At 67.2% G+C, this 21,090-nt stretch carries 19 protein-coding genes; 11 read left to right on the forward strand and 8 right to left on the reverse strand.

Annotated features, from left to right (window positions below):
- Positions 1–8: 8 nt before the first annotated feature.
- The 3 genes from ACO07J_RS19220 to ACO07J_RS19230 are packed head-to-tail and all read left to right on the forward strand — an operon-like array spanning position 9 to position 2,457.
- Positions 9–629: an HAD family hydrolase gene (locus tag ACO07J_RS19220; RefSeq protein WP_422031956.1), complete on the forward strand. Its 621-nt coding sequence runs from the start codon at positions 9–11 to the stop codon at positions 627–629.
- Positions 626–1,543, forward strand: coding sequence for an ornithine cyclodeaminase family protein (locus ACO07J_RS19225; protein ID WP_422031958.1), 918 nt, complete (start codon positions 626–628; stop codon positions 1,541–1,543). Before ACO07J_RS19220 ends, ACO07J_RS19225 begins: the two co-directional genes overlap by 4 nt.
- Complete coding sequence (locus tag ACO07J_RS19230; protein WP_422031960.1) at positions 1,540–2,457, forward strand: alpha/beta fold hydrolase; 918 nt, start codon at positions 1,540–1,542, stop codon at positions 2,455–2,457. Before ACO07J_RS19225 ends, ACO07J_RS19230 begins: the two co-directional genes overlap by 4 nt.
- A 5-nt stretch (positions 2,458–2,462) precedes the next feature.
- Here the strand turns inward: ACO07J_RS19230 and ACO07J_RS19235 are convergent, their stop codons facing one another.
- Positions 2,463–3,701, reverse strand: coding sequence for an MFS transporter (locus ACO07J_RS19235; RefSeq protein ID WP_422031962.1), 1,239 nt, complete (start codon positions 3,699–3,701; stop codon positions 2,463–2,465).
- Between the two features lie 140 nt (positions 3,702–3,841).
- Here ACO07J_RS19235 and zapE point away from each other — a divergent pair, with 140 nt between their 5' ends.
- Positions 3,842–4,900, forward strand: a complete 1,059-nt coding sequence (gene zapE / locus ACO07J_RS19240) for a cell division protein ZapE (protein ID WP_422033448.1) — start codon at positions 3,842–3,844, stop codon at positions 4,898–4,900.
- Between the two features lie 95 nt (positions 4,901–4,995).
- On the opposite strand, the gene ACO07J_RS19245 is transcribed toward zapE, so the two are convergent.
- Together ACO07J_RS19245 and ACO07J_RS19250 are read right to left on the reverse strand one after the other, a co-directional pair.
- Positions 4,996–5,721: a type 1 glutamine amidotransferase gene (locus tag ACO07J_RS19245; RefSeq protein WP_422031964.1), complete on the reverse strand. Its 726-nt coding sequence runs from the start codon at positions 5,719–5,721 to the stop codon at positions 4,996–4,998.
- 99 nt (positions 5,722–5,820) lie between these two features.
- Positions 5,821–6,756, reverse strand: coding sequence for a GlxA family transcriptional regulator (locus tag ACO07J_RS19250; RefSeq protein ID WP_422031966.1), 936 nt, complete (start codon positions 6,754–6,756; stop codon positions 5,821–5,823).
- 113 nt (positions 6,757–6,869) lie between these two features.
- Between ACO07J_RS19250 and ACO07J_RS19255 the strand changes: the two genes are divergently transcribed.
- The 6 genes from ACO07J_RS19255 to ACO07J_RS19280 all read left to right on the forward strand — a co-directional run bounded on the left by ACO07J_RS19255 (position 6,870) and on the right by ACO07J_RS19280 (position 13,851).
- The gene (locus ACO07J_RS19255) at positions 6,870–8,120 is read left to right on the forward strand and encodes a sarcosine oxidase subunit beta family protein (RefSeq protein ID WP_422031968.1); all 1,251 of its coding nucleotides are present in this window, start codon (positions 6,870–6,872) and stop codon (positions 8,118–8,120) included.
- 70 nt (positions 8,121–8,190) lie between these two features.
- On the forward strand, positions 8,191–8,478 hold the full coding sequence (locus ACO07J_RS19260; protein ID WP_422031970.1) for a sarcosine oxidase subunit delta: 288 nt from the start codon (positions 8,191–8,193) through the stop codon (positions 8,476–8,478).
- Positions 8,475–11,423, forward strand: coding sequence for a sarcosine oxidase subunit alpha family protein (locus ACO07J_RS19265; RefSeq protein WP_422031971.1), 2,949 nt, complete (start codon positions 8,475–8,477; stop codon positions 11,421–11,423). The genes ACO07J_RS19260 and ACO07J_RS19265 overlap by 4 nt, the downstream gene beginning before the upstream one ends.
- Complete coding sequence (locus ACO07J_RS19270; RefSeq protein ID WP_422031973.1) at positions 11,416–11,985, forward strand: sarcosine oxidase subunit gamma; 570 nt, start codon at positions 11,416–11,418, stop codon at positions 11,983–11,985. Before ACO07J_RS19265 ends, ACO07J_RS19270 begins: the two co-directional genes overlap by 8 nt.
- A 57-nt stretch (positions 11,986–12,042) precedes the next feature.
- The gene (locus ACO07J_RS19275; RefSeq protein WP_422031975.1) at positions 12,043–13,044 is read left to right on the forward strand and encodes a helix-turn-helix domain-containing protein; all 1,002 of its coding nucleotides are present in this window, start codon (positions 12,043–12,045) and stop codon (positions 13,042–13,044) included.
- A gap of 42 nt (positions 13,045–13,086) precedes the next feature.
- Positions 13,087–13,851, forward strand: a complete 765-nt coding sequence (locus ACO07J_RS19280) for a TIGR01458 family HAD-type hydrolase (RefSeq protein WP_422031977.1) — start codon at positions 13,087–13,089, stop codon at positions 13,849–13,851.
- Between the two features lie 4 nt (positions 13,852–13,855).
- On the opposite strand, the gene ACO07J_RS19285 is transcribed toward ACO07J_RS19280, so the two are convergent.
- Together ACO07J_RS19285 and ACO07J_RS19290 are read right to left on the reverse strand one after the other, a co-directional pair.
- Complete coding sequence (locus ACO07J_RS19285) at positions 13,856–14,314, reverse strand: DUF2267 domain-containing protein (RefSeq protein WP_422031979.1); 459 nt, start codon at positions 14,312–14,314, stop codon at positions 13,856–13,858.
- Positions 14,315–14,444: 130 nt separating this feature from the next.
- Complete coding sequence (locus tag ACO07J_RS19290; protein WP_422031981.1) at positions 14,445–16,820, reverse strand: hypothetical protein; 2,376 nt, start codon at positions 16,818–16,820, stop codon at positions 14,445–14,447.
- Between the two features lie 155 nt (positions 16,821–16,975).
- Between ACO07J_RS19290 and ACO07J_RS19295 the strand changes: the two genes are divergently transcribed.
- Positions 16,976–17,644 carry a thiamine diphosphokinase gene (locus ACO07J_RS19295; protein WP_422033450.1) on the forward strand — a complete coding sequence of 223 codons (669 nt, stop codon included), beginning with the start codon at positions 16,976–16,978 and terminating at the stop codon, positions 17,642–17,644.
- On the opposite strand, the gene ACO07J_RS19300 is transcribed toward ACO07J_RS19295, so the two are convergent.
- The 3 genes from ACO07J_RS19300 to ACO07J_RS19310 form a co-directional block, all read right to left on the reverse strand.
- Positions 17,641–18,555: a DMT family transporter gene (locus ACO07J_RS19300; protein ID WP_422031983.1), complete on the reverse strand. Its 915-nt coding sequence runs from the start codon at positions 18,553–18,555 to the stop codon at positions 17,641–17,643. The genes ACO07J_RS19295 and ACO07J_RS19300 overlap by 4 nt on opposite strands.
- Positions 18,556–18,692: 137 nt before the next feature.
- Positions 18,693–20,066 (reverse strand): L-serine ammonia-lyase, encoded by a 1,374-nt coding sequence (locus ACO07J_RS19305; protein ID WP_422031985.1) that lies wholly within the window; start codon positions 20,064–20,066, stop codon positions 18,693–18,695.
- Entirely contained in the window at positions 20,066–20,773 is a 708-nt protein-coding gene (locus ACO07J_RS19310) for a glutathione S-transferase family protein (protein ID WP_422031987.1), read from the reverse strand. Before ACO07J_RS19310 ends, ACO07J_RS19305 begins: the two co-directional genes overlap by 1 nt.
- Positions 20,774–21,090: the final 317 nt, after the last annotated feature.

A 21,090-nucleotide genomic window follows, 5' to 3' on the forward strand; every position in this document is an offset into this window, starting at 1 on the left:
GGCATTTCATGACGATCAACGCGGTGATTTTCGACATCGGCAACGTGCTGATCGAGTGGCAGCCGGAGAAGTATTTCGACCGGGTTCTGGGTAAGGCGCAGCGGCGCGAGCTGTTCGACGAGGTCGATATCCACGGCATGATGGTGAAGATCGACGCCGGCAATGTCTTTGCCGACGTGGTCGAGGATACGGGGTGGGCCCATCCGGCATGGCGGCAGGAAATCCTCAAGTTCCGCTGGAAATGGACCGAGATCGCCCAGCCGGAGATCCCGGAGTCGGTGAAGCTTCTGCGCGCGCTGAGGGCGAAGGGCGTGCCGGTCTTCGCGCTGAGCAATTTCGGCAAGGAGAACTTTCCGCTGAGCGAGGCGCAGTTTCCCTTTCTCAAGGAATTCGACCGCCGCTACATTTCCGGCGAGATGAAGATGATCAAGCCCGATCCGGAAATCTACGCCGCCGTCGAGGCCGATTGCGGCCTCGCCCCGGAGACGCTGTTCTTCACTGATGACCGCGAGGACAACATCGCCGCCGCCGCCGCGCGCGGCTGGCAGACACACCGTTTCGAAACGCCCGAGGGGCTGGCCCGGAGGCTGGTCGAGGCCGGGCTTCTGACGCAGGAGGATATCGCATGAGCATCACCATGATCCCGTTCGACGAGGGCGAGAAACATCTCGACTGGATGAAACTCTGCGCCGCGTTCGAGGCCGGGCACACCCTGCCCAAGGCCGAGATCGGCGATACCTTCCTCTACCGCGACCCCGACACGCTCCTGTCGCGCTCGGCGTGGATCGACGGCATGGGGCTGGCGGTGAAATCGGCGACGATCTTTCCGGACAACCCCAGGGCCGGCAAGCCGATGATCCACGGGTCTGTCTGTGTCTTCGGCGATGGCGACGGTCAGCTCGAGGCGGTGATCGACTTTCACCTCGTCACCAAGTGGAAAACGGCGGGCGACAGTCTCTATGCCGCCACGAAACTGGCCCGGCCCGACAGTGAGAACATCCTGATCGTGGGGGCCGGCACTGTGGGGCGGTCGCTGTTCCAGGCCTATTCCGCCGCCTTCCCCAAGGCGCGCTTCACCGTCTGGAACCGCACCCGCAAGAATGCCGAGGCGATGGTCGAAGACTGCCCGGGCCTGCAGGTGGCCGATGACCTCGAGGCCGCGGTCGGCGCCGCGGATATCGTCACCTCCGCCACCATGTCGACCGAGCCGCTGCTGAAGGGGGAATGGTTCCGACCCGGCCAGCATGTCGACCTGATCGGCGCCTACCGCCCGGACATGCGCGAGGTCGATGACACGGCGCTCAAGCGGGCGCGCATCTTCGTCGACAGCTACGACACCACCGTCGGCCATATCGGCGAGATCAAGATCCCGCTCGAGGCGGGGGTGATTGCCCGCGACGACCTCGTGGCGGACTATTACGAGGCCGATAACTTCAAGCGGCAGAGCGACGACGAGATCACGCTCTTCAAGAACGGCGGCGGCGCGCATCTCGACCTGATGACCAGCCGCTACATCCTCGACGCCTGGGCCGCCGCGCAATGACCTGGTGGGCCGTCATCGCCATCCTTGCCGCCGTGGCCATCTGGCCCTTCGCGGTCGAGGCGCTGCGGCCCCGGATGACCCGAACAAGGCGGGACGCCGCGCCGGGGCAGTTCACGACCCTCTCGCAGGGTGTCACCCACTACCAGTGGCGCGGGCCGGAGGATGGGCCAATTGCCGTCTGTGTCCACGGGCTCACCACCCCCTCCTTCGTTTGGGGGCCGATCGCCGAAGAGCTGGTGCAAGCAGGCTATCGCGTTCTGACCTATGACCTCTACGGCCGGGGTTTCTCCGACCGGCCGAGGGGCGAACAGGACAGCGCGTTCTTCCTCCGCCAGCTCGACGACCTGCTCGAGGATCAGGGCGTGTCGGGCGAGATCACCCTGCTCGGCTATTCCATGGGCGGCGCCATCGCGTCGGCCTTCGCGGCGCAGCAGGCCGGGCGCCTGCGGCAGCTTGTGCTGCTCGCGCCGGCGGGGCTGGGCCACGATCTCGGGCCGGTGGCGGACATGGCGGTGAAGTACAATTTCTTCGGCCGCTGGATGATGCTGGGCTTCTACGCCAAGTCCCTGCGCCGCGCGACCGAGGCCGAGCGCGGATTGCCCGGCCGGATCGACCGGATCGTCGAACTGCAGATCGCCGAGACGCGGCAGAAGGGGTTTGCACCCGCTGTCCTCTCCTCGCTGCGCGGTATCCTCGACGAGGATCTCGAAGACGCCCACCGCGCCATCGCGGGGGCGGGCACGCCGGTGCTGGCCATCTGGGGCGAAAAGGACGACGTGATCCCGCTCACCTGCAAGGACACGCTGGCCGAGTGGAACGGCCAGGCGCGGCAGGCCGTGGTGCCCGATGCCGGCCACGCGCTGGCCTATACCCACACCGATGCGGTGATGGCGGCGATGAAACCGGTGCTCTGACCGGCTCAGGTCAGCGCCGGCTGCATCCGGTTCTCCTTCACCGGCAGGTGCACCAGCGCCGAGAAGGCACCGACCCCCACGCCGACCCACCAGACGGCGGTGTAACTGCCGTAGATGTCATACATCCGCCCGCCCAGCCAGACGCCCAGGAAACTGCCCAGCTGGTGGCTGAAGAACACGATGCCATAGAGCGTGCCCATGTAGCGCAGCCCGTAGAGATGCGCGATCAGCCCGGAGGTCAGCGGCACCGTCGCCAGCCAAAGCGACCCCATCCCGACCGAGAAGATCAGCACCGTCGCCGGCGTCATCGGCACCATGATGAACCACGCGGCGATGATGGTTCGCCCCGTGTAGATGCCCGCCAGCAGGTATTTCTTGGAATAACGCTTGCCCAGCCAGCCCGCCGTCAGCGTCCCGGCGATGTTGGACAGGCCGATCACCGCGATCGCTGCCGCGCCCAGCGCCGAGGTCGAGGTGATGCCGATCCCGTGCAGCACGCTGCCCGAGGCGATGGGCCCGCACATCTCGGTCACGAAGGCGGGGAAATGGGCGGTCACGAAAGCGAGCTGGTAGCCGCAGGAGAAGAAGCCGAGGAAGATCAGCGTATAGGACGGGTCGCGGAACGCCCGGCCCAGGATCGCGCCCATGCTCTCCTCGAGCTCGGCCTTCGACGCAGGCTCGGGCGCGCGCATCAGCGGAAGCATCATCAGCGCGGCAAGGATGGTCACGGCAAAGACCACGAACACCATCTGCCAGCTCATCAGGCTCAGCAGCGCCTCGGCCACCGGTGGGCCCACCACCTGCCCGGCTGATCCGGCGGCGGTGGCGATGGCCAGGCTCATCGAGCGGTTCTCGTCCGAACTGGCCCGGCCCACCACGGCAAGGATCACGCCAAAGCCGGTGCCGGCAATGCCGAAGCCCACCAGAACCTCGTAGACCTGGTGCGCCCCGGGCGACACCGCGAAGGAGGACAGCACCAGCCCCGCGGCATAGATCACCGCGCCCATCACGATCGCCTTGCGGTCGCCGATCCGCTCGGCCAGCATACCGAAGATCGGCTGGCCGATCCCCCAGGCGAGGTTCTGGATGGCGATGGCCATGGAAAACTCGACCCGAAGCCAGCCGAACTCTTCCGCGATCGGGATCTGGAACACCCCGAACGAGGCGCGGATCGCGAAGGATATCAGCATGATGACACATCCGGCGATCAGCACCGGCGTGAAGAGGGGGGTCGATTTCTGCATGGCGCGCTCCTGTCGCCGCGCAGATTACCCCTCGGAAGGGCGGCGTCAATTCAAGGATTGTGCGGGTCACAATCACCGTTCGTGACGCCACGGCGGCACAGGCGCTTTTCTTGGCCGCGCCGTCGCGCTATGCGGGGCGGATGGAAACGCTGCCCCAAAGATATGACCGCCTCGTCGCCGAGGGCAAACTGACCCGCGATCCCGCGCAGGAGGCGGCGCTGCCCGAGTTCGAGCGCATCCGCGCCGATCTTGCGAAACCGCAGAAGAAGGGCTGGTTCCGCAAGGCGCCCGAACCGCCCAAGGGGCTTTACCTCTGGGGCGGGGTCGGGCGTGGCAAGTCGATGCTGATGGACCTGTTCGTCGACACGCTCGAGGTGCCCAACCGCCGGGTGCATTTCCACGCCTTCATGCAGGAAATCCACGCCGGCATGCACGCCGCCCGCAAGCAGGGGGTGGAGGATGCGCTTTCCCCGGTGGCCAAGGAGGTCACCGAAAGCGTCCGCCTGCTGGCCTTCGACGAGATGCAGATCACCGACATTACCGACGCGATGATCGTGGGCCGGCTTTTCGAGGCGCTGTTCGACGCCGGTGTCGTGGTGGTCACCACCTCCAACCGCGTGCCCGACGACCTTTACAAGAACGGCCTCAATCGCCAGCTTTTCCTGCCCTTCATCGACCTGGTGAAGGAGCGGATGGTGGTTCATGAAATGGCCGGCCCCACCGATTACCGGCAGGACAGGCTGGCCGGCACCCGCACCTATTTCACCCCGATCGACGCCGAGGCGCGCGAGAACATCAAGGCGGTCTGGAACGACCTCACCGATGGCGACAGTGCCCCCCACACCCTCGTGGTGAACAAGCGCGAGGTCACCATCCCCGCCTTCCGCAACGGCGTCGCGCGGGCCAGCTTCTACGACCTGTGCGCCAAGCCGCTCGGCCCCGCCGACTACCTCGCCATCGCCGAGGCGGCACGCGTGCTGGTGCTGGAGAACATCCCCCAGCTCTCGCGCTCGAACTTCAACGAGGCCAAGCGCTTCGTCACCCTCGTCGACGCGCTTTACGAGGCCGGCACCCAGCTCATCTGCTCCGCCGCCGCCGAGCCGGAATACCTCTATGTCGAGGGCGAGGGCAGCTTCGAATTCGAACGCACCGCCAGCCGCCTGCGCGAAATGCAGTCGGAAGGCTGGGCGGAGGATTAGACCCCACACCCGCTTCTTCTGGCCAGAAATATCCTGGGGGAGACGTTGAAATCCCGAAGGATTTCAACGGTGGGGGCAAAGCCCCCAGACCACCCTCACCCCGCCCGCGACGTCGCCTGAAGCCAGTTGATATACAGCCGCTCCGCCCGGTCGTTGAAGCTCTCCATCCGTTCCGCACAGGCCGCCTCGAGATCATGCACCGCGTCCGCCCCGATGGCCTTGTCGAGTGCACCCGCATATTCCGGGATGTTGTTCCAGTTGCGTACGGTATCGGCCTCGATCTCCATGTGAAACTGCATGGAATAGGCCCGCGTCTCCCATTTCATCGCCTGCACCGCGCAATCGGGCGAGGTGGCCAGCACCTGCGCCCCCTCGGGCAGGGCGGTCACCTCGGCCGAGTGCCATTGCAGGCAGTCGAACCGTTCCGGCAGCCCGTCGAACAGCACCCCGTTCGCCCCCGCTTCGGTCAATTGCACATCCATCACCCCGATCTCGGGCGTCTTCGACGGCCCCACCGAGCCGCCCAGCGCCTCGGCCAGAAGCTGATGGCCCAGGCACAGGCCCAGGTAGGGCATCCCCTCCTCGGCCACCGCCTTGCGGATGAACGCCTTTTCATCCTTCAGCCAGGGATGCTGTTCCTCCTGCCAGGTGTCCATCGGTCCGCCCATGACCCAGAGCGCGTCGAACCCCTCCGTGCTGTCGGGCAGCGGCTCGCCCTCGTCGAGCTCGATCGCCTCCCATGTATGACCGTCCTCGCGAAGGAATTTCCGGAAGACGCCGGGATGTTCGACACGTTCGTGCTGCAGGACGAGAATATGCATGGGGCCCTCCGTTCTCTCGCGCCCGAGACTATGGCGCGGGCCGGCAATTTGACAAGCGACGAGCGCAAACCGCGCCGCGCGTGACGCAATTGCATCCCCTTACCGATAGGCAGAAGGCGGCTGGCCGTACTGCGCCGCATAGGCGCGCGAGAAATGCGAGGAGCTGGCGAACCCGGTCGCCAGCGCGATCTCGGTCAGCGACAGGGGCGAGTTGCGCAGCAGGCTCTGCGCCTTCTCCAGCCGAAGCTCGCGGTAATAGCGCATCGTCGGCCGGCCCAGCTTGTCGGTGAAGAGCCGGTTGAGCTGCCGTTCCGACAGCCCGGCGGTCTGGGCCAGATGGGCCAGGTCGACCGGTTCGGCCACGTTCGCCTCCATCACCTCGACCGCGTCGAGGATGGCGGCGTTGTTCACCCCCACCCGCTCCACCAGCCCGGCGCGCTGCGGCCCGGCCGAGGGGCGCACCTCGGTATGCATGAACCAGTCACTGACCAGCCGGGCGAAGGGCTTGCCGTGATGCTGGGTGATCAGCGCGTGCATCAGGTCCATCGGCGCCGAGCCGCCGGCACATGTCACCCTGTCCCGGTCGATCACGTAGAGCGAGCGCTCGATCAGCAGGTGCGGCGAGATCTCGGCCAGCGCCGCGGCATGTTCCCAGTGCACCGTCATCCGCCGCCCGGCCATCAGCCCGGCGCGCGCCAGGATGATCGGCCCGCCCGACACGCCGCCCAGCGGCACCCCCTCCCGCGCCATCCGGGCCAGCCAGTTGATCACGGCGCGGTCGTCATACCTCGTGGGGTCGCCGCCCGCGACGACGAACAGGTAGTCGAGCGACAGGTCGTCGCCCACCTTGGCCTGCGGCATGACCAGCGCCGCGCCGGAGCTGGCGATCGGGTGGCCCGAGGCCGAGATGTTGATCATCTCGTAAAGCGTCCGCCGCGCCAGCACGTTCGCCGCCCGCATCGGCTCGGTCAGCGCGGCATAGGACATCACCGCGAACCCGTCGATCGGCAGGATGCCGATTCGCCGCCTGGTCACGGATTTTGTACCAATTCTGTCCATAAAAGGCATGTATCCGACTGTTTGGGAAAAGTCGAGACGATCGGAACGCGTCATGCTGGGGCTGACTCAAGGATAAGGATTCCCGCCCGATGCGCTATTCAGCATTCAGGATCTTCAAGGAAGGCCTGACCGGCAACAAGGGATGGAAACCCGTCTGGCGCGACCCCGAGCCGAAGGCGGAATACGATATCGTCATCATCGGTGGCGGCGGGCACGGTTTGGCCACGGCCTATTACCTCGCCAAGGAATTCGGCCACCGCAACGTCGCCGTGCTGGAAAAGGGCTGGCTGGGCTCGGGCAATATCGGGCGGAACACCACGATCATCCGCTCGAACTACCTGCTCCCGGGGAACGAGCCGTTCTACGAGATGTCGATGAAACTGTGGGAGAACCTCGAGCAGGACACCAACTACAACTCGATGGTGTCGCAGCGCTCGATCCTCAACCTCTTCCACACCGACGGACAGCGCGACGCCTTCGTGCGGCGGGCGAACGCCATGTTCCTCGCCGGCGCCGATGCCGAGCTGGCCGATGCCGCCGCGCTTCGGCGCGAGCTGCCCTTCCTCGATTTCGACAATGCCCGCTTCCCGATCAAGGGCGGCCTCTTCCAGCGCCGCGGCGGCACCGCCCGGCACGACGCGGTCGCCTGGGGCTACGCCCGCGGCGCCGATAGCCGCGGCGTCGACATCATCCAGAATTGCGAGGTCACCGGTTTCGACATCCAGAATGGCAAGTGCCTGGGCGTCGAAACCAACCGCGGCGCGATCAAGGCGAAGAAGGTGGCGGTCTGCGTCGCCGGCTCGTCAAGCCGCGTCATGGCCGCGGCGGGCATGCGCCTGCCGATCGAAAGCCACGTGCTGCAGGCTTTCGTCACCGAGGGTCTGAAGCCAGTTCTCCCGGGCGTCATCACCTTCGGTGCCGGCCATTTCTACGTCAGCCAGTCCGACAAGGGCGGGCTGGTCTTCGGCGGCGATATCGACGGCTACAACACCTATGCCCAGCGCGGCAACCTGCCGGTGGTCGAGGACGTGGCCGAGGGCGGCATGGCGATCATGCCGATGATCGGCCGCGCCCGGCTTCTGCGGTCCTGGGGCGGGCTGATGGACATGTCGATGGACGGCTCGCCCTTCATCGACAAGACCCATATCGACGGGCTCTATTTCAACGGCGGCTGGTGCTACGGCGGGTTCAAGGCGACGCCGGCGAGCGGGTACTGCTACGCCCACCTGCTGGCCAAGGACGAGCCGCACCCGACCGCCGCGCAGATGCGCCTCGACCGGTTCCGCAGCGGCAACATCATCGACGAAAAAGGCGTGGGCAATCAGCCCAACCTCCACTGACGAGCGCGCTCATGACTTTTCATCTTTCCAAAAATACTCACTGCGCAACGCCGGACACGGGGGCCACCGCATGATCATTCCCCACCCCCTTCTCGGCCCGCGCGACGCCGCCGAATTCGTCTATCTCGGTGATGCCAGCCTGATCGACCGGCCCGACTGGCAGGCCGAGGGCGCGATGGAGCAGTTCCACGATTACGGCTACCTGCGCGACAACCCGGCCGGGCAGCACCAGGAGCTCTGGTATCACGAACAGGGCGACCGCTCGTGGCTGGTGGTCACGCGCGACACGCTGACCCATGAAATCACCCATGTCGAACTGGCCCGCGACGTGGCGCGCGCAAGGGGGCGGGGCAAATGACGCAACCCAACCGCATCGGCGGTGGCCTGATCGACCGCGCGAAACCGCTCAAGTTCCGTTTCAACAACAAGCCCCTGACGGGGTTCGAAGGCGACACGCTCGCCTCGGCGCTTCTGGCCAACGGCCAGCGGCTGGTCGGCCGGTCCTTCAAGTATCACCGTCCGCGCGGCATCTTCACCGCCGGCTCGGAAGAGCCCAACGCGCTGGTCCACCTGCGCACCGGCGCCCATACCGAACCCAACACCCGCGCCACCATGGCCGAGCTCTTCGACGGTCTCACCGCCAGCAGCCAGAACCATCGCGGCTCGCTCGAATTCGACATGATGGCGATGACGGATTTCCTCTCGCCCTTCCTGTCGGCGGGCTTCTATTACAAGACCTTCATGTGGCCGAAAGCCTTCTGGGAAAAGGTCTACGAACCGGCGATCCGCGCCTCGGCGGGGCTCGGGCGGCTGTCGATGGAGGAAGACCCCGACCAGTATGACAAGGGCTTCCTGCACTGCGACCTGCTGGTGATCGGCTCGGGGCCCGCGGGCCTGTCGGCGGCACTGGCGGCGGGCCGGGCCGGGGCGCGCGTGATCCTGGCGGACGAGGATTTCATAGCCGGCGGCCGGCTCAATTCCGAGACACTGGAACTGGGCGGCATGGCCGGTCACGACTGGGCGGCACAGGCGCTGGCCGAACTGGCCTCGATGGACAACGTCCGGATCATGACCCGCACCACCGTTTACGGCGCCTACGATCACGGCATCTACGGCGCGCTGGAGCGGTGCACCGACCACCTTGCCGACAGCGCCGGCAAGCCGCGCCAAATCCTGTGGCGGATCTATTCAAAGCGCGCTGTCCTTGCGGCGGGAAGCACCGAGCGGCCCATCGCCTTCGGCAACAACGACCGCCCCGGCGTGATGCTGGCCGGCGCCGTGCGGACCTACGTCAACCGCTTCGGCGTGGCGCCGGGCAAGGAAGTGGCCGTTTTCACCAACAACGACGACGGCTGGCGCACCGCCGCCGACCTGTCGGCGCGCGGCGTGCATGTCCGTGCCGTGATCGACAGCCGCGACCGGGCTGCGCCGATCAGCCTGCCCGACGTGCGGCATATCCGCGGGGCGAGCGTGGTGAACACCGTGGGTCGCAAGGGGTTGAAGGCGATCACCCTGACCGACGGACAGGTGCTTCCGGTCGACTGCCTCGCCGTCTCGGGCGGGTGGAACCCCAACGTCCACCTGACCTGCCACCAGCGCGGCAAGCCGGAATGGCGCGAAGATATCAAGGCCTTCGTCCCCGGCGGCACCCTGCCCGCCGGCATGGTCGTGGCGGGCGCTGCAAATGGCTCGATGACGCTGGCCGCCGCCCTCGCCGAAGGCCGGGCACAGGCCGAGGCGCAGATTTCCGACCTCGGGTTCACCGCCGCCAAGGCCGACCCGGTCGCGGCCCAGGATGAACCACAGGAAAACGCCGCCTTCTGGTACGTGCCCGAAAGCCGCCATCGCGCCTGGCTCGACCAGCAGAACGACGTGACCGTCAAGGACGTGAAGCTCTCGCACCAGGAAGGCTTCCGCGCGGTCGAACACCTCAAGCGCTACACCACGCTCGGCATGGCCACCGACCAGGGCAAGACCGCCAATATCCCGGCGCTCGCCATCATGTCGGAAATTACCGGCCGGACCATCCCCGAGACCGGCACCACCATCTTCCGCCCGCCCTTCACCCCCGTGCCCATGGGCGCGCTGGCGGGCCGGGCACGCGGCAAGGATTTCCGCCCCTACCGCCTGACCCCTTCGCACAAATGGGCCGAAGAGCATGGCGCGAGCTTCGTCACCGTCGGCAACTGGCTGCGGGCGGAATGGTACGTTCAGGGCGACGAGAAGGGCTGGCGCGACTCCGTCGACCGCGAGGCCAAGACGGCCCGCGAAAAGGTCGGCATCTGCGATGTGACCACGCTGGGCAAGATCGACATCAAGGGCCGCGATGCCGGCGCCTTTCTCGACAAGGTCTATGCCAACACATTCTCGACCCTGAAGGTGGGCAAGGTCCGCTATGGCCTGATGCTGCGCGAGGATGGCATCTGTTACGATGACGGCACCACCGCTCGCCTAAGCGAGAACCATTACGTCATGACCACCACGACGGCCAATGCCGTTCTGGTCTTCCGCCGGATGGAGTTCGCCCGCCAGTGTCTCTGGCCCAACATGGACGTGCACCTGATTTCCACCACCGACGGCTGGGCCCAGTTCGCCGTCGCCGGCCCGAAATCGCGCGACCTGTTGCGCAAGGTGGTCGACAAGGATGTGGACCTGTCGAACGAGGCCTTCCCCTTCATGTCCTGCGCCGAGATCACCGTCTGCGGCGGCACGCCCGCGCGGCTGTTCCGCATCTCCTTCTCGGGCGAGCTGGCCTATGAAATCGCCGTGCCCGCCCGCTACGGCAACTCGATGATGGCGGTCCTGAACGAGGCCGGCGCAGAATTCGGCGCCGTTCCCTACGGCACCGAGGCGCTCAGCGTCATGCGGATCGAGAAGGGCCACGCCGTCGGCAACGAGCTGAACGGCCAGACCACCGCCCACAATATCGGGCTGGGCAAGATGGTCAGCCAGAAGAAGGAATGCATCGGCAACGTGCTGTCGCAACGCCCCGAGATGATCCGTGACGATGCGGTCCGGCTGATGGGCTTCCGCCCCGTCGACCGCTCGCAGAAGCTGATCACCGGCTCGCATTTCATCAACAAGGGCGAGGAGGCGGTGATGGTGAACGACCAGGGCTGGATGACCTCGGTCGCCTGGTCCCCCAACCTCGGCCATTCCATCGGGCTGGGCTTCATCAAGTCGGGGCACGAGCGCAAGGGCGAGATAGTTCGCGCCGTCAGCCCCGTGCACGGCACCGAGATGGAGGTCGAGATCGTGTCGGCCCATTTCATCGACCCGGAAGGAGAGCGTCTCCGTGGCTGAGTTCACCCTCACATCCGCCCCGCCGCTGGCCGGCGTGGACCAGACATTCGACGGCCTCCACCTGCGCGCGCCCAAGGATCTGGCGATCGTCGCCGTCGCCCTGCCGCTGGGCGGGGAGGATGCGGCGCTGGCCGCTATCCGCAAGGGCTATGGCGCCGACCTGCCTGCGCCCGGCAAATCCGCCACCGCACAGGAAGACGGCGCGACCCTCCTGCGGCTGGCCCCCGACCAGGCCTTCATCCTCTTCCACCGGGCCGAGCCGGATGCCGAAACCATCGTCGCCGGGCGGATCGGCGATACCGCCTATCTCACCGACCAGACCGACACCTGGGTCGCGCTGGAGCTGTCCGGCCCGCGCGCCCGCACGGCGCTGGAACGGATCTGCCCGCTCGACATTCACCCCGACGCCTTTGCCGTCGGTGACGCCGCGCGCACGGTGATGGAGCATCTGGGCACCATCATCCTCCGCACCGGGCAGGACAGCTTCCTGCTCCTCTCCGCCAGTTCCTCGGCCGGCTCGTTCCTGCATGCCGTGGAAACCTCGATCAAGAACGTCAGCTAAGGGATTCACAACGCGGATTTCAGGGCTCCGCGCCACGAAGGGAAAGGAAGATAGCACATGTATCTCGAGAACTTCGAACGCGCCCGTACCGCGGTGGCGACACCCGTGTCCGGACGGCGCAGCCTGTCCGGCGAATTCGTCTTCATCAGCCAGGATGACAGCGTGGCCTTCCTGGCCGAGGCCTGCATCGACGTGTTGCGCAGCGCCAACCGCCTGACCGGGCAAGCGGCCTACGACTGGGTGCATATCCGCGGTGAGGCAGAGCTGTCGCAAGCCTGCGGCCCGGTCTGCGGGCCCGACCAGACGCTGGTGCTGATCGGCGGCACCGACGCGCCGTGGCAGCCCTCGGCCGAGGGCCTGACCACCCTGCGCGCCGCGATCCGCAACGCCGCCCGCGTCTGCGTGGTGGGGGCGGCGGTCTTCGTGCCGCTCGCCGCCGGCGTGCTGGCCACCAAGCGGCTCGCGGTGCATCCCAGCTTCCGCCCCGGGGTCGAGGAAGGCGCTCAGGGCCCCGAGATCGTCGAAGGCACCACCTGTCACCACAAGGCGATGAGCAGCGCCACCGGCCATGTCTCGGCCATCCGGATGATGGTCGACCTTGTCGGCGTGCGCGATGGAGAGTTCACCCGCGTGGCGCTGGCCCGCGACCTCGGGCTCAACGAGCCACAGGCCGAATGCGGCTCTGGCGAGCACTGGCGCTACAAGCGCATGGCGCAGGGCGACGAGGTGATCTGCGAAGCCCTCCAGATCATGCGCGACCACCTCGAGGACACGCTGACCGTCGGCCAGATCGCCGATATCCTCGACGTCTCCCCCCGCAAGCTCGAACGCGGGTTCAGCGAGTATCTCGGCCAGACCCCCCTCAAGGTCTACCGCGACTTGCGGCTCGAAAGGGCGCACAGCCTTCTGGCCCAGACCTCGCTTCCGGTGGGCGAGGTGTCGGTCGCCTGCGGGTTTTCCAACGTGACGCTGATGAAGAAATGGTTCCACCGCAAATACGGCCAGATGCCGGGCGAAGTGCGCCGCCATGCCTTCGCCGGCGCCGGCCGCGCCGCGTAAGAGGGGTTTGACCGCCACGCGCGGTCTTGCCATCCTCTGGCCATGGTGAAAGGCGTCCTCCTCGATCTCTCCGGGGTTCTCTACGAAGGCGACCGGCCCGTGCCCGGCGCGGCCGAGGCCGTGGCGAAGCTGCGCGCGGCCGGCCTGCCGGTGCGCTTCCTGACCAACTCGACCCGCGCGCCCCGCCGCAAGCTGTTGGAAAAGCTGCGCAAAATGGGGTTCGAGCTGGAGGATGACGAGCTTTTCACCCCCGCCAAGGCCGCCTGCGAGAAACTGGAAGAAAACGGGCTCACGGCGCACCTTCTGATCCACCCCGACCTGGCCGAGGATTTCGCGGGCTACGAGACAGCGGAAACCCCCGGTGCCGTTGTGGTCGGCGATGCCGGCACCCATTTCACCTACGACGCGCTCAATGCCGCGTACCGCACCCTCGCCGATGGCGCCAGGTTCTACGCGCTCGCCGCCAACCGGGCTTTCTGCGACGCCGACGGCGCCCTGAGCATGGACGTCGGCGCCTTCGTCGCGGCGCTGGAATATGCCAGCGGGACAAAGGCCGAGGTTCTGGGCAAGCCCGCCAAGGCCTTCTTCCACACCGCGCTCGACGAGATGGGCGTGGCCCCCGAAGACGCCGCCATGGTCGGCGACGATGCCGAGTCGGACGTCGCCGGCGCCCTCCGCGCCGGGCTGGGCCGCGCGGTGCTGGTGAAGACCGGCAAGTACCGAGATGGCGACGAAGCCGGCACAGACCCGGCGCCAAGCCACGTGGCCGCCGACCTCTCCGCCGCGGTCGACTGGCTGCTCTCCTGACGCCTCAGAAGATCCTCTGCTCGATCTCCCTCGGGTCCGCCACCTCGACATGCCAGAAATCCACCGCCCCCTCGGGCAGGCGCTGCAATACCCGTTCCAGGTCGGCCCGGCTGGTATAGCGCCGCAGGGTCCATGCCACCGCCTCGATGGCATTTTCGGGCGTCAGGTTGTGATCTTTCCGCACCGCCATGACCTCGCGCACCAGCGCGGCGCGGTCGGCGAAGGGCAGGGGCGGTTCCTCCACCTGCCATCCGTTGATGAACACTGCCCGCGGGATGGAGGGAAGAACCGACGCGAAATCAATGCCTTGCTGCGCGGTCAGGCGGCGCCGGAACACCTGAAGCACGCCATCCATCGCGGTATAGGCCGAGTTGTCCGAGACAAGGTCCATCCGGTCCTTAAGGTCGTCCAGTATCGCCCGCCATTCCTTCGAGGCGTGGCGATAGGTCCATGGCATCGGCATCGGGTCCTCCTTCGCTGCACGTCGCCTTGGCCATCGCTTCTAGACCGTATCGGCTGATCTGTCTCCGGCGCGAAATAAAAAACCCCCGGCGTTTCCGCCGGGGGCCTTCTGACGTTCAATCCGCCTTGGCTCAGCCCGCGTGCCGGGCCTGGGCGCGGAACTCGGTCTGGTCGGTGATCGAGAACCGCCCGCCCTTGACCTTCTGCAGCTTGCCCTGCCGCAGCAGGTGCCCGAAGGAGCGCAGCCCGTCCTCGCGGGAGAACGACTCGAGCTCCACCTCCTTCAGCTTGCCCATCAGCATCGGGCGCGAGAACTGCTGGCGGCCCTCGATATCGGCCATGTAGGCGGCGGCGGCTTCCAGAAGCTCGGGCAGGGTGGAGGCGCCGATCTGTTCGGCGAACTCGCTGAACCCGCCGTCCTCCACCGGGGCGCTCCCGGTGGTGCCGGAGACCTGTGCCGACACGCGGCGCGGGCGAACAGGGTCGCGCGGCGTGTCGACCCGCTGTTCGGCCACCAGCTTCAGCGGCGCCTGCCGCGTTTCGGCACCGGGGCGGCGCGAGCGCGGGGCATCGTCCGTACCCATGGCGCGGTGGCGGCGCGGGCGCACCACGCTGGCCAGGTCCGAGCGATAGGGATCCTCGTCGGTTTCCTGCTCCAGCGTGCTGCCGGCGTTCTTCTCGGCCTTGGTGGCGGCCACGGCGGCGCGCAGGTGCTGGATGGCGTTGCGGCGCTTGTTGGAGTCGGGCGCCTCGAAATGCGTGTCGGCGGTGTCGAACAGGCGCGAGGCATCCGATTCGGTGTCCGAGCCCTGCAGGCGCGCGGCCCTGCGGGCCCCGGGCATGTCATCGGCCTCGTCCATCGCGGCCTCGACCGGCGCGGTCCCGGGCGCGGGGGCACGTTCCTCGAACATCTGCTCGGGCTCGTCGGCCTCCGCACGGACAGGCTCCGCATCCTCGAAATCGGTCTCGTCGATCCCGGCCTCGTCGCCCAGCATCTCGTGGGCGGCAGGGGCCTCGTCGAACGCGGCGCCCTGCTCCATCTCGGCCTCGACCTCGGCCAGCTCGCGCTGCAGCTCGGCCTCGTCCTCGGGGCTCAGCATCGCGTCGGTGTCATCGGCCGGGGCGGCCGCTTCCGGCGCGGCGGCGGCAGGCGCCTCGTCCTCGTCGAAATCTTCCTCGATCTGGCCCGAGGCGATCGCCGCCTCGAATTCGCTGCGCTTCATCTTCAGCACGCGGGCCCGCAGGGGGCGCTCGGGCTCTGCCGTGGCCTGTTCGCCGGTCAGCACGAAGGGCGTGGCGTCGTCCTCGGCGTCAAGGTCGTCCTGCCGGGCGTCATCCGTTCCGGCCTCGGCCACGTCGCCCCGGGCGGCCACGTCGTCGGCCGGCATCGCGTCGGCCAGAAGCTGCGACAGGGTATCGTCCGACATCCCGTCATCCAGCTCCGGCTCATCCGCGTCGGCCTCGGCGGTTTCGGCCTCGGGCTCTTCGGTGGCCTCGTCTGCCGCTTCGGCCAGGCGGGCGCTCAGGTCGGCAAAGTCGTCCTCGTCACTGTCCTCGGCCACGTCTTCGGCGCGTGCCACGGCGGCGTCATCCTCGGCCAGCGTGGCATCCAGCTCCTCGGCGGTGCGCTGCAGGAAATCCTGCGCGTGCTCGTCCTCGGAATAATCGTCGGTGGCGTAGCTGTCGCTCGAATGGGCGACGACCGACCGGATCCGGCGCAGCCGCGCGGCAACGCTGTCGGCCTCGTCGGCGGCGGGGGCCGGCGGGATGATCACTTCCTCGGCGTCATCCTCGGCGTAATCCTCGTCATAGCCGGCGGTCAGGTCATCGTCACCCTCATCCGCGACGTTGGCGAAGGCGTTCGGCTCTTCGTCCACGTAATCGTCATCGTCGTCGTCGTCTTCCGCCGTCAGGTCGGCCATGGCCTCCTGCAGGGCGGCATCGTCATCCGCGTCATCCGCCGGCTCTTCCTCGATAACGATCTCGTCTTCGGCAATGACCGGCTCTTCCGCGGCGGGGGCCGCGGCGGTCAGCGGTTGCTGCTCCTGCGGGGGCGTTTCGATGGCAACCTCGGCCGCGGCCTCGTCTTCCGGGGCCTCCTCTGCGGTGTCGGTATGGGCGTGGATCGCGGTTTTCAGCGCCTCGCTCTCATCCTCGACGCTGGCCAGCGCGGCGGCGGCGGCAATCTGCTTCGGCTCGGGTTTCGCCTCGGGCCCGGGTTCGGGGGCGGCCACCTCGGCCTCGGCCGCGGCCTCGGCGGCGCGCAGCACGATCCGGCCTTCGTTCTCGTGCGCCTCGACCCGGCGGGCGATCTCGCGCTCGGCGATCCGGGCCAGCATCTCGGCGTCCGGCGTCGGCGGCTCTGCCCCGAAATACCGGTCGTCGGCGGCGAGGTCACGGAAGTACTCCGCAATCGCCTTCATGGTTTCAAACGAGTCGTCGAACCCTTCAAGCGTGCATGAAAAGGTGCCGTAGGAAACCGTCAGGATTTTACTTGTACTTACCATAATATCGCTCACATTGATCTGCCCGCTGGCCCCGTGTTTACCATGTTCCCCTAGACCAAAGCGGTTCGATTCTTGGAGTATTACCGTATCATTTAGTGGTTAGAATGTGTTCTATTTCTTAATCGGGTTACAATCTGCGGAGTCTTGCCTTGATTGTGCATGCCAGTGAACCAGTCACGTTGATCGGCGGCGCGTCGGTGACGAAAACGCGTATCGAGCGGGCGCTGGCGTTGGCGCCGCAGGTCGTCGCGGCCGACAGCGGGGCCGACGCGGCGCTGGCAAACGGGGTCGAACCGGCCGCCGTGATCGGCGATTTCGATTCGATTTCCGACGCGGCACAGCGCGCCCTGCCGCCCGCCGCCCTCCACCGGATCGCCGAGCAGGACAGCACCGATTTCGAGAAATGCCTGCGCAACATCCGCGCGCCGCTGGTCGTCGGCATCGGCTTTTCCGGCGACCGGCTCGACCATGCGCTCGCCGCCTACAACACGCTGGTGCGCTTTCCGGGCCGCCGCTGCATCCTGCTGGGGGCCGAGGAGCTGGTCTTCCTCGCCCCGCCCTCGATCTCGCTCGACCTGACGGCGGAAACGCGGGTGTCGCTCTTTCCCATGGGCGCGGTCGAGGGGGTGTCGGACGGGCTGGAATGGCCGATCAACGGTCTGAACTTCGCCCCCGACGGGCGGGTCGGCACCTCGAACATCGCGACCGGCACGGTGCACATGTCCTTCACGGCGCCCAAGATGCTGGTCATTCTCCCCGAACACGCGCTGGAAACGGTGGTCCGGTCGCTTCTGGGCACCACGGCGCTCTGGTCGGGCGATTAGGGCTGCGGCACGGGGCGGCGTTCCAGCTTGCGCTCGCGCACGAACACGAACAGCCCCGACGCCACGATCAGCCCGATCCCGGCGAAGGCCAGCGCGTCGGGCAGGTCGCCGAACACGTAAAAGCCCAGGATCGTGGCGCTGACGATCTCGAGGTACTGGATCGGCGCCAGCAGCGAGGCCGGCGCGAAGGCCAGCGCGAAGCTGATGCAGACATGCGCCAGCGTCGCGAACACCCCCAGCGCCAGCAGCAGCCAGAACTCGCGCGCCTCCGGCCAGACCGGGTCGAGCGGGGCCACGCCCGAGCCGTCGAAGGCCCACAGCAGCGGCACCGCCAGCGCCAGCGCGGCAAAGCCGGTATAGACCTGCAGGGTGATCGGGTGCATCCGCGTCGCCATCCGCCGAGTCAGGATCATGTAGAAGGCAAAGCACAATGCGGTGACCAGCGGCAGCAGCGCCACCAGTCCGACCTCCTCGAAACTGGGCTGGATGATCAGCAGCGCCCCGGCAAAGCCGATGGCACAGGCGACATAGCGCCTTGGCCCGATCGGCTCGCCCAGCAGCAGCCCGCCCAGCAGGGTCAGGATGAAAGGCTCGACGAAGAAGATCGAGATCGCCTCGGCCACCGGCATGAACCGCAGCGCGGTGAAGAAGAACGCCGTCGCCACCAGCAGAAGCGCTGCCCGCACAAGGTGCAGCGCCACCTCGCCCCGCCCGGGCCGGTGCAGCCAGCCGAAGGCCAGCGCCAGCGGCACCAGCAGCACCGATTGCGCCACGAACCGCGTCGTCGCGATCTGGCCCACGGCCACGGCATCGCCGATCAGCTTGGCGCAGGTGTCCATGGCCGGGGCGATGATGGCAAAGCCCACCATTAACAGAATACCGAGGCCGGTCCGGCCGGTGTTTGCGATCATGGTCCTGCTGCCTGTCCTGCGTGCGTTCCTGCGCGGCACTGCACAGAAAAGCGGCAGGGGGTGCAAGCGCATTCTGTCCTGAAAACCGGTGACAATGCCGGGCTACCGATAGAACCTGTCGCCTGCCGCCCGACCCCTCAGCAGTTGGGCACGTTCACCGCCAGCCCGCCAAGCGAGGTTTCCTTGTACTTCTCGCTCATGTCCGCCCCGGTCTGCCGCATCGTCTCGATGCAGGCATCGAGCGGCACCAGGTGCGTGCCGTCGCCGCGCAGGGCCAGGCTGGCCGCGCTCACCGCTTTGATGGCGCCCAGCCCGTTGCGCTCGATGCAGGGCACCTGCACCAGCCCCTTCACCGGGTCGCAAGTCATGCCGAGGTGATGCTCCAGCGCGATCTCGGCCGCGTTCTCGATCTGCTGCGGCGTGCCGCCCAGCACCGCCGCCAGCCCGGCCGCCCCCATCGCCGCCGCGCTGCCGACTTCCGCCTGGCAACCGGCTTCGGCTCCCGAGATCGAGGCGTTGTACTTGACCAGCCCGCCGATCGCCGCCGCGGTCAGCAGGAAATCCTCCACCTGCGCCTCCGACGCGCCCGGCACATGCTCCAGCCAGTACTTGATCACCGCCGGCACGACGCCCGCCGCGCCGTTGGTGGGGGCGGTCACGACCTGCCCGCCGGCGGCGTTCTCCTCGTTGACGGCCATGGCATAGGCGCTCATCCAGTCGTTGATCTTGTGCGGCGCGTTCAGGTTGGTGCCCCGCTCGGCCACCAGCGCATCGGCAATCCCCTTGGCCCGCCGCTTGACATACAGCCCGCCGGGCAGCTCGCCCTCGGTGGTCAACCCGCGCTCGATACAGTCGTTCATCACCTGCCAGATACGGCTGACACCCGATTTCAGGTTCTCCGACCCGCCGCGCGAAATCTCGTTGGCCTTCTTCATCTGGGCGATGGACTTGCCGCTGGTCTCGGCCATCTCCAGCATCTCGGCGGCACTCTTGAACGGGTAGGGGACCGGCTCGCCCTCTTCCGTGTTGCGCCCCGCCGCCAGTTCGGCCTCGGTCATCACGAAACCGCCGCCGATGGAATAATACGTCTCCTGCAGGATCACGTCGCCCTGCTTGTCGGTCGCCATCAGGATCATGCCGTTGGCATGGCCGGGCAGGTTCGGCCCGAAATCGAAGGTCAGATCGTCCTTGGGGTGAAACTTCAACGTGCCGAGGCCCTCGGGCGACACCGTGTGCGTCTCGCGGATCTCCTCGAGCACCTTCTCGGCCCGCTCGTGGTCATAGGTCTCGGGCAGGAACCCGGCCAGCCCAAGGATCGTCGCCCGGTCCGTCGCATGGCCCACGCCGGTGAACGCCAGCGAGCCATGCAGCGAGCCCTTCACCCCGTGAAACCCGAACGGCGCCGCGCGCATCTTGTCGAGGAACTTGCCCGCCGCCACCATCGGCCCCATCGTGTGCGAGGAGGAGGGGCCGATACCGACCTTGAACATGTCGAAGACGGAAAGAAACATCAGGTGGCGCTGCCTTCTGGTGGTGTTGCGTGTCGCGGAGCGGTAAAGGGCGTCTCTCCCAGCCCCTCCGCATCTATGGCAGCCCCGACGGCCTTGCAACGTTCCAGACGCGTCGCCATGGCCTGCATATGCGGCCAATCCGCCAGCCGGACCCAGGCGTTGTGCTCCGCCGCGGGGTATAGCCGGGCCCAGCGGATCAGGCAGGCGATGTAGAAATCCAGCACCGAGCGGTCCGCCCCGCAAAGCCACCCCGGCCCCGCCGCCGCCTGCGCCTCGATCAGGGACAGGTGCCGGGCGATCTCACCCTTCAGATGCTCCCGAAGCGCGGCCTGCGCGCCTGGGTCGTCGCCCACGTACTGCGCCGGGTAGAACCGCATTCGCAGCGCCACGTGCAGCGTGTTCGAGGTGAAGAACAGCCATTTCAGGAACGCGCCGCGCTCGCTGCTGTCGGGCGCCGGGGCCAGCGCCCCGTGCCGGTCGGCCAGCCACAGAAGGATCGCGCCGGTCTCGAAGATTGGCCCCTCCGGCGTCTCCAGCGCGGGGATCAGCCCGGCAGGGTTCATCTTCAGATACTCCGGCGCCTTCTGGCCTCTTGCCTTGCGGTCGACCAGCGCGGTTTCGTACGGCACGCCCAGCTCCTCCAGCACCAGCCGGATGATGAGCGAGGCGTTGTCGGGGGCGTAATGCAGGCGATAGGGTCGGGTCATGCGCCGCGCATAGGGCCCTGCGCCCGGCCTGTCATGCCCGAAAACGACCTCCCGCCGCGCGGATCGGTGAATTTCACCGGCCGTTAACCATCTCGGCCTACCCTCCCGTCCACACATCCCGAAAGGAGGGGCGCCATGTCTGCCGCCTGGTTCGTTCTGTTTCTCGCCACGCTCTGGCTCGCCATGTTCGGCGCCGATCCGGGGCGCGCGGTCACCCATCCGCTGCAGGTGAAGGTCGTTCCGCCCGCCTAGGGCCCGATTCCCCCGCTTTTTTGCGGCAATTGCCCCTCGCACCGTGCGCGCAACTCTCTTATAAC

Origin of the sequence: Roseovarius sp., assembly GCF_965228755.1 — a bacterium.
GTDB lineage: Bacteria > Pseudomonadota > Alphaproteobacteria > Rhodobacterales > Rhodobacteraceae > Roseovarius.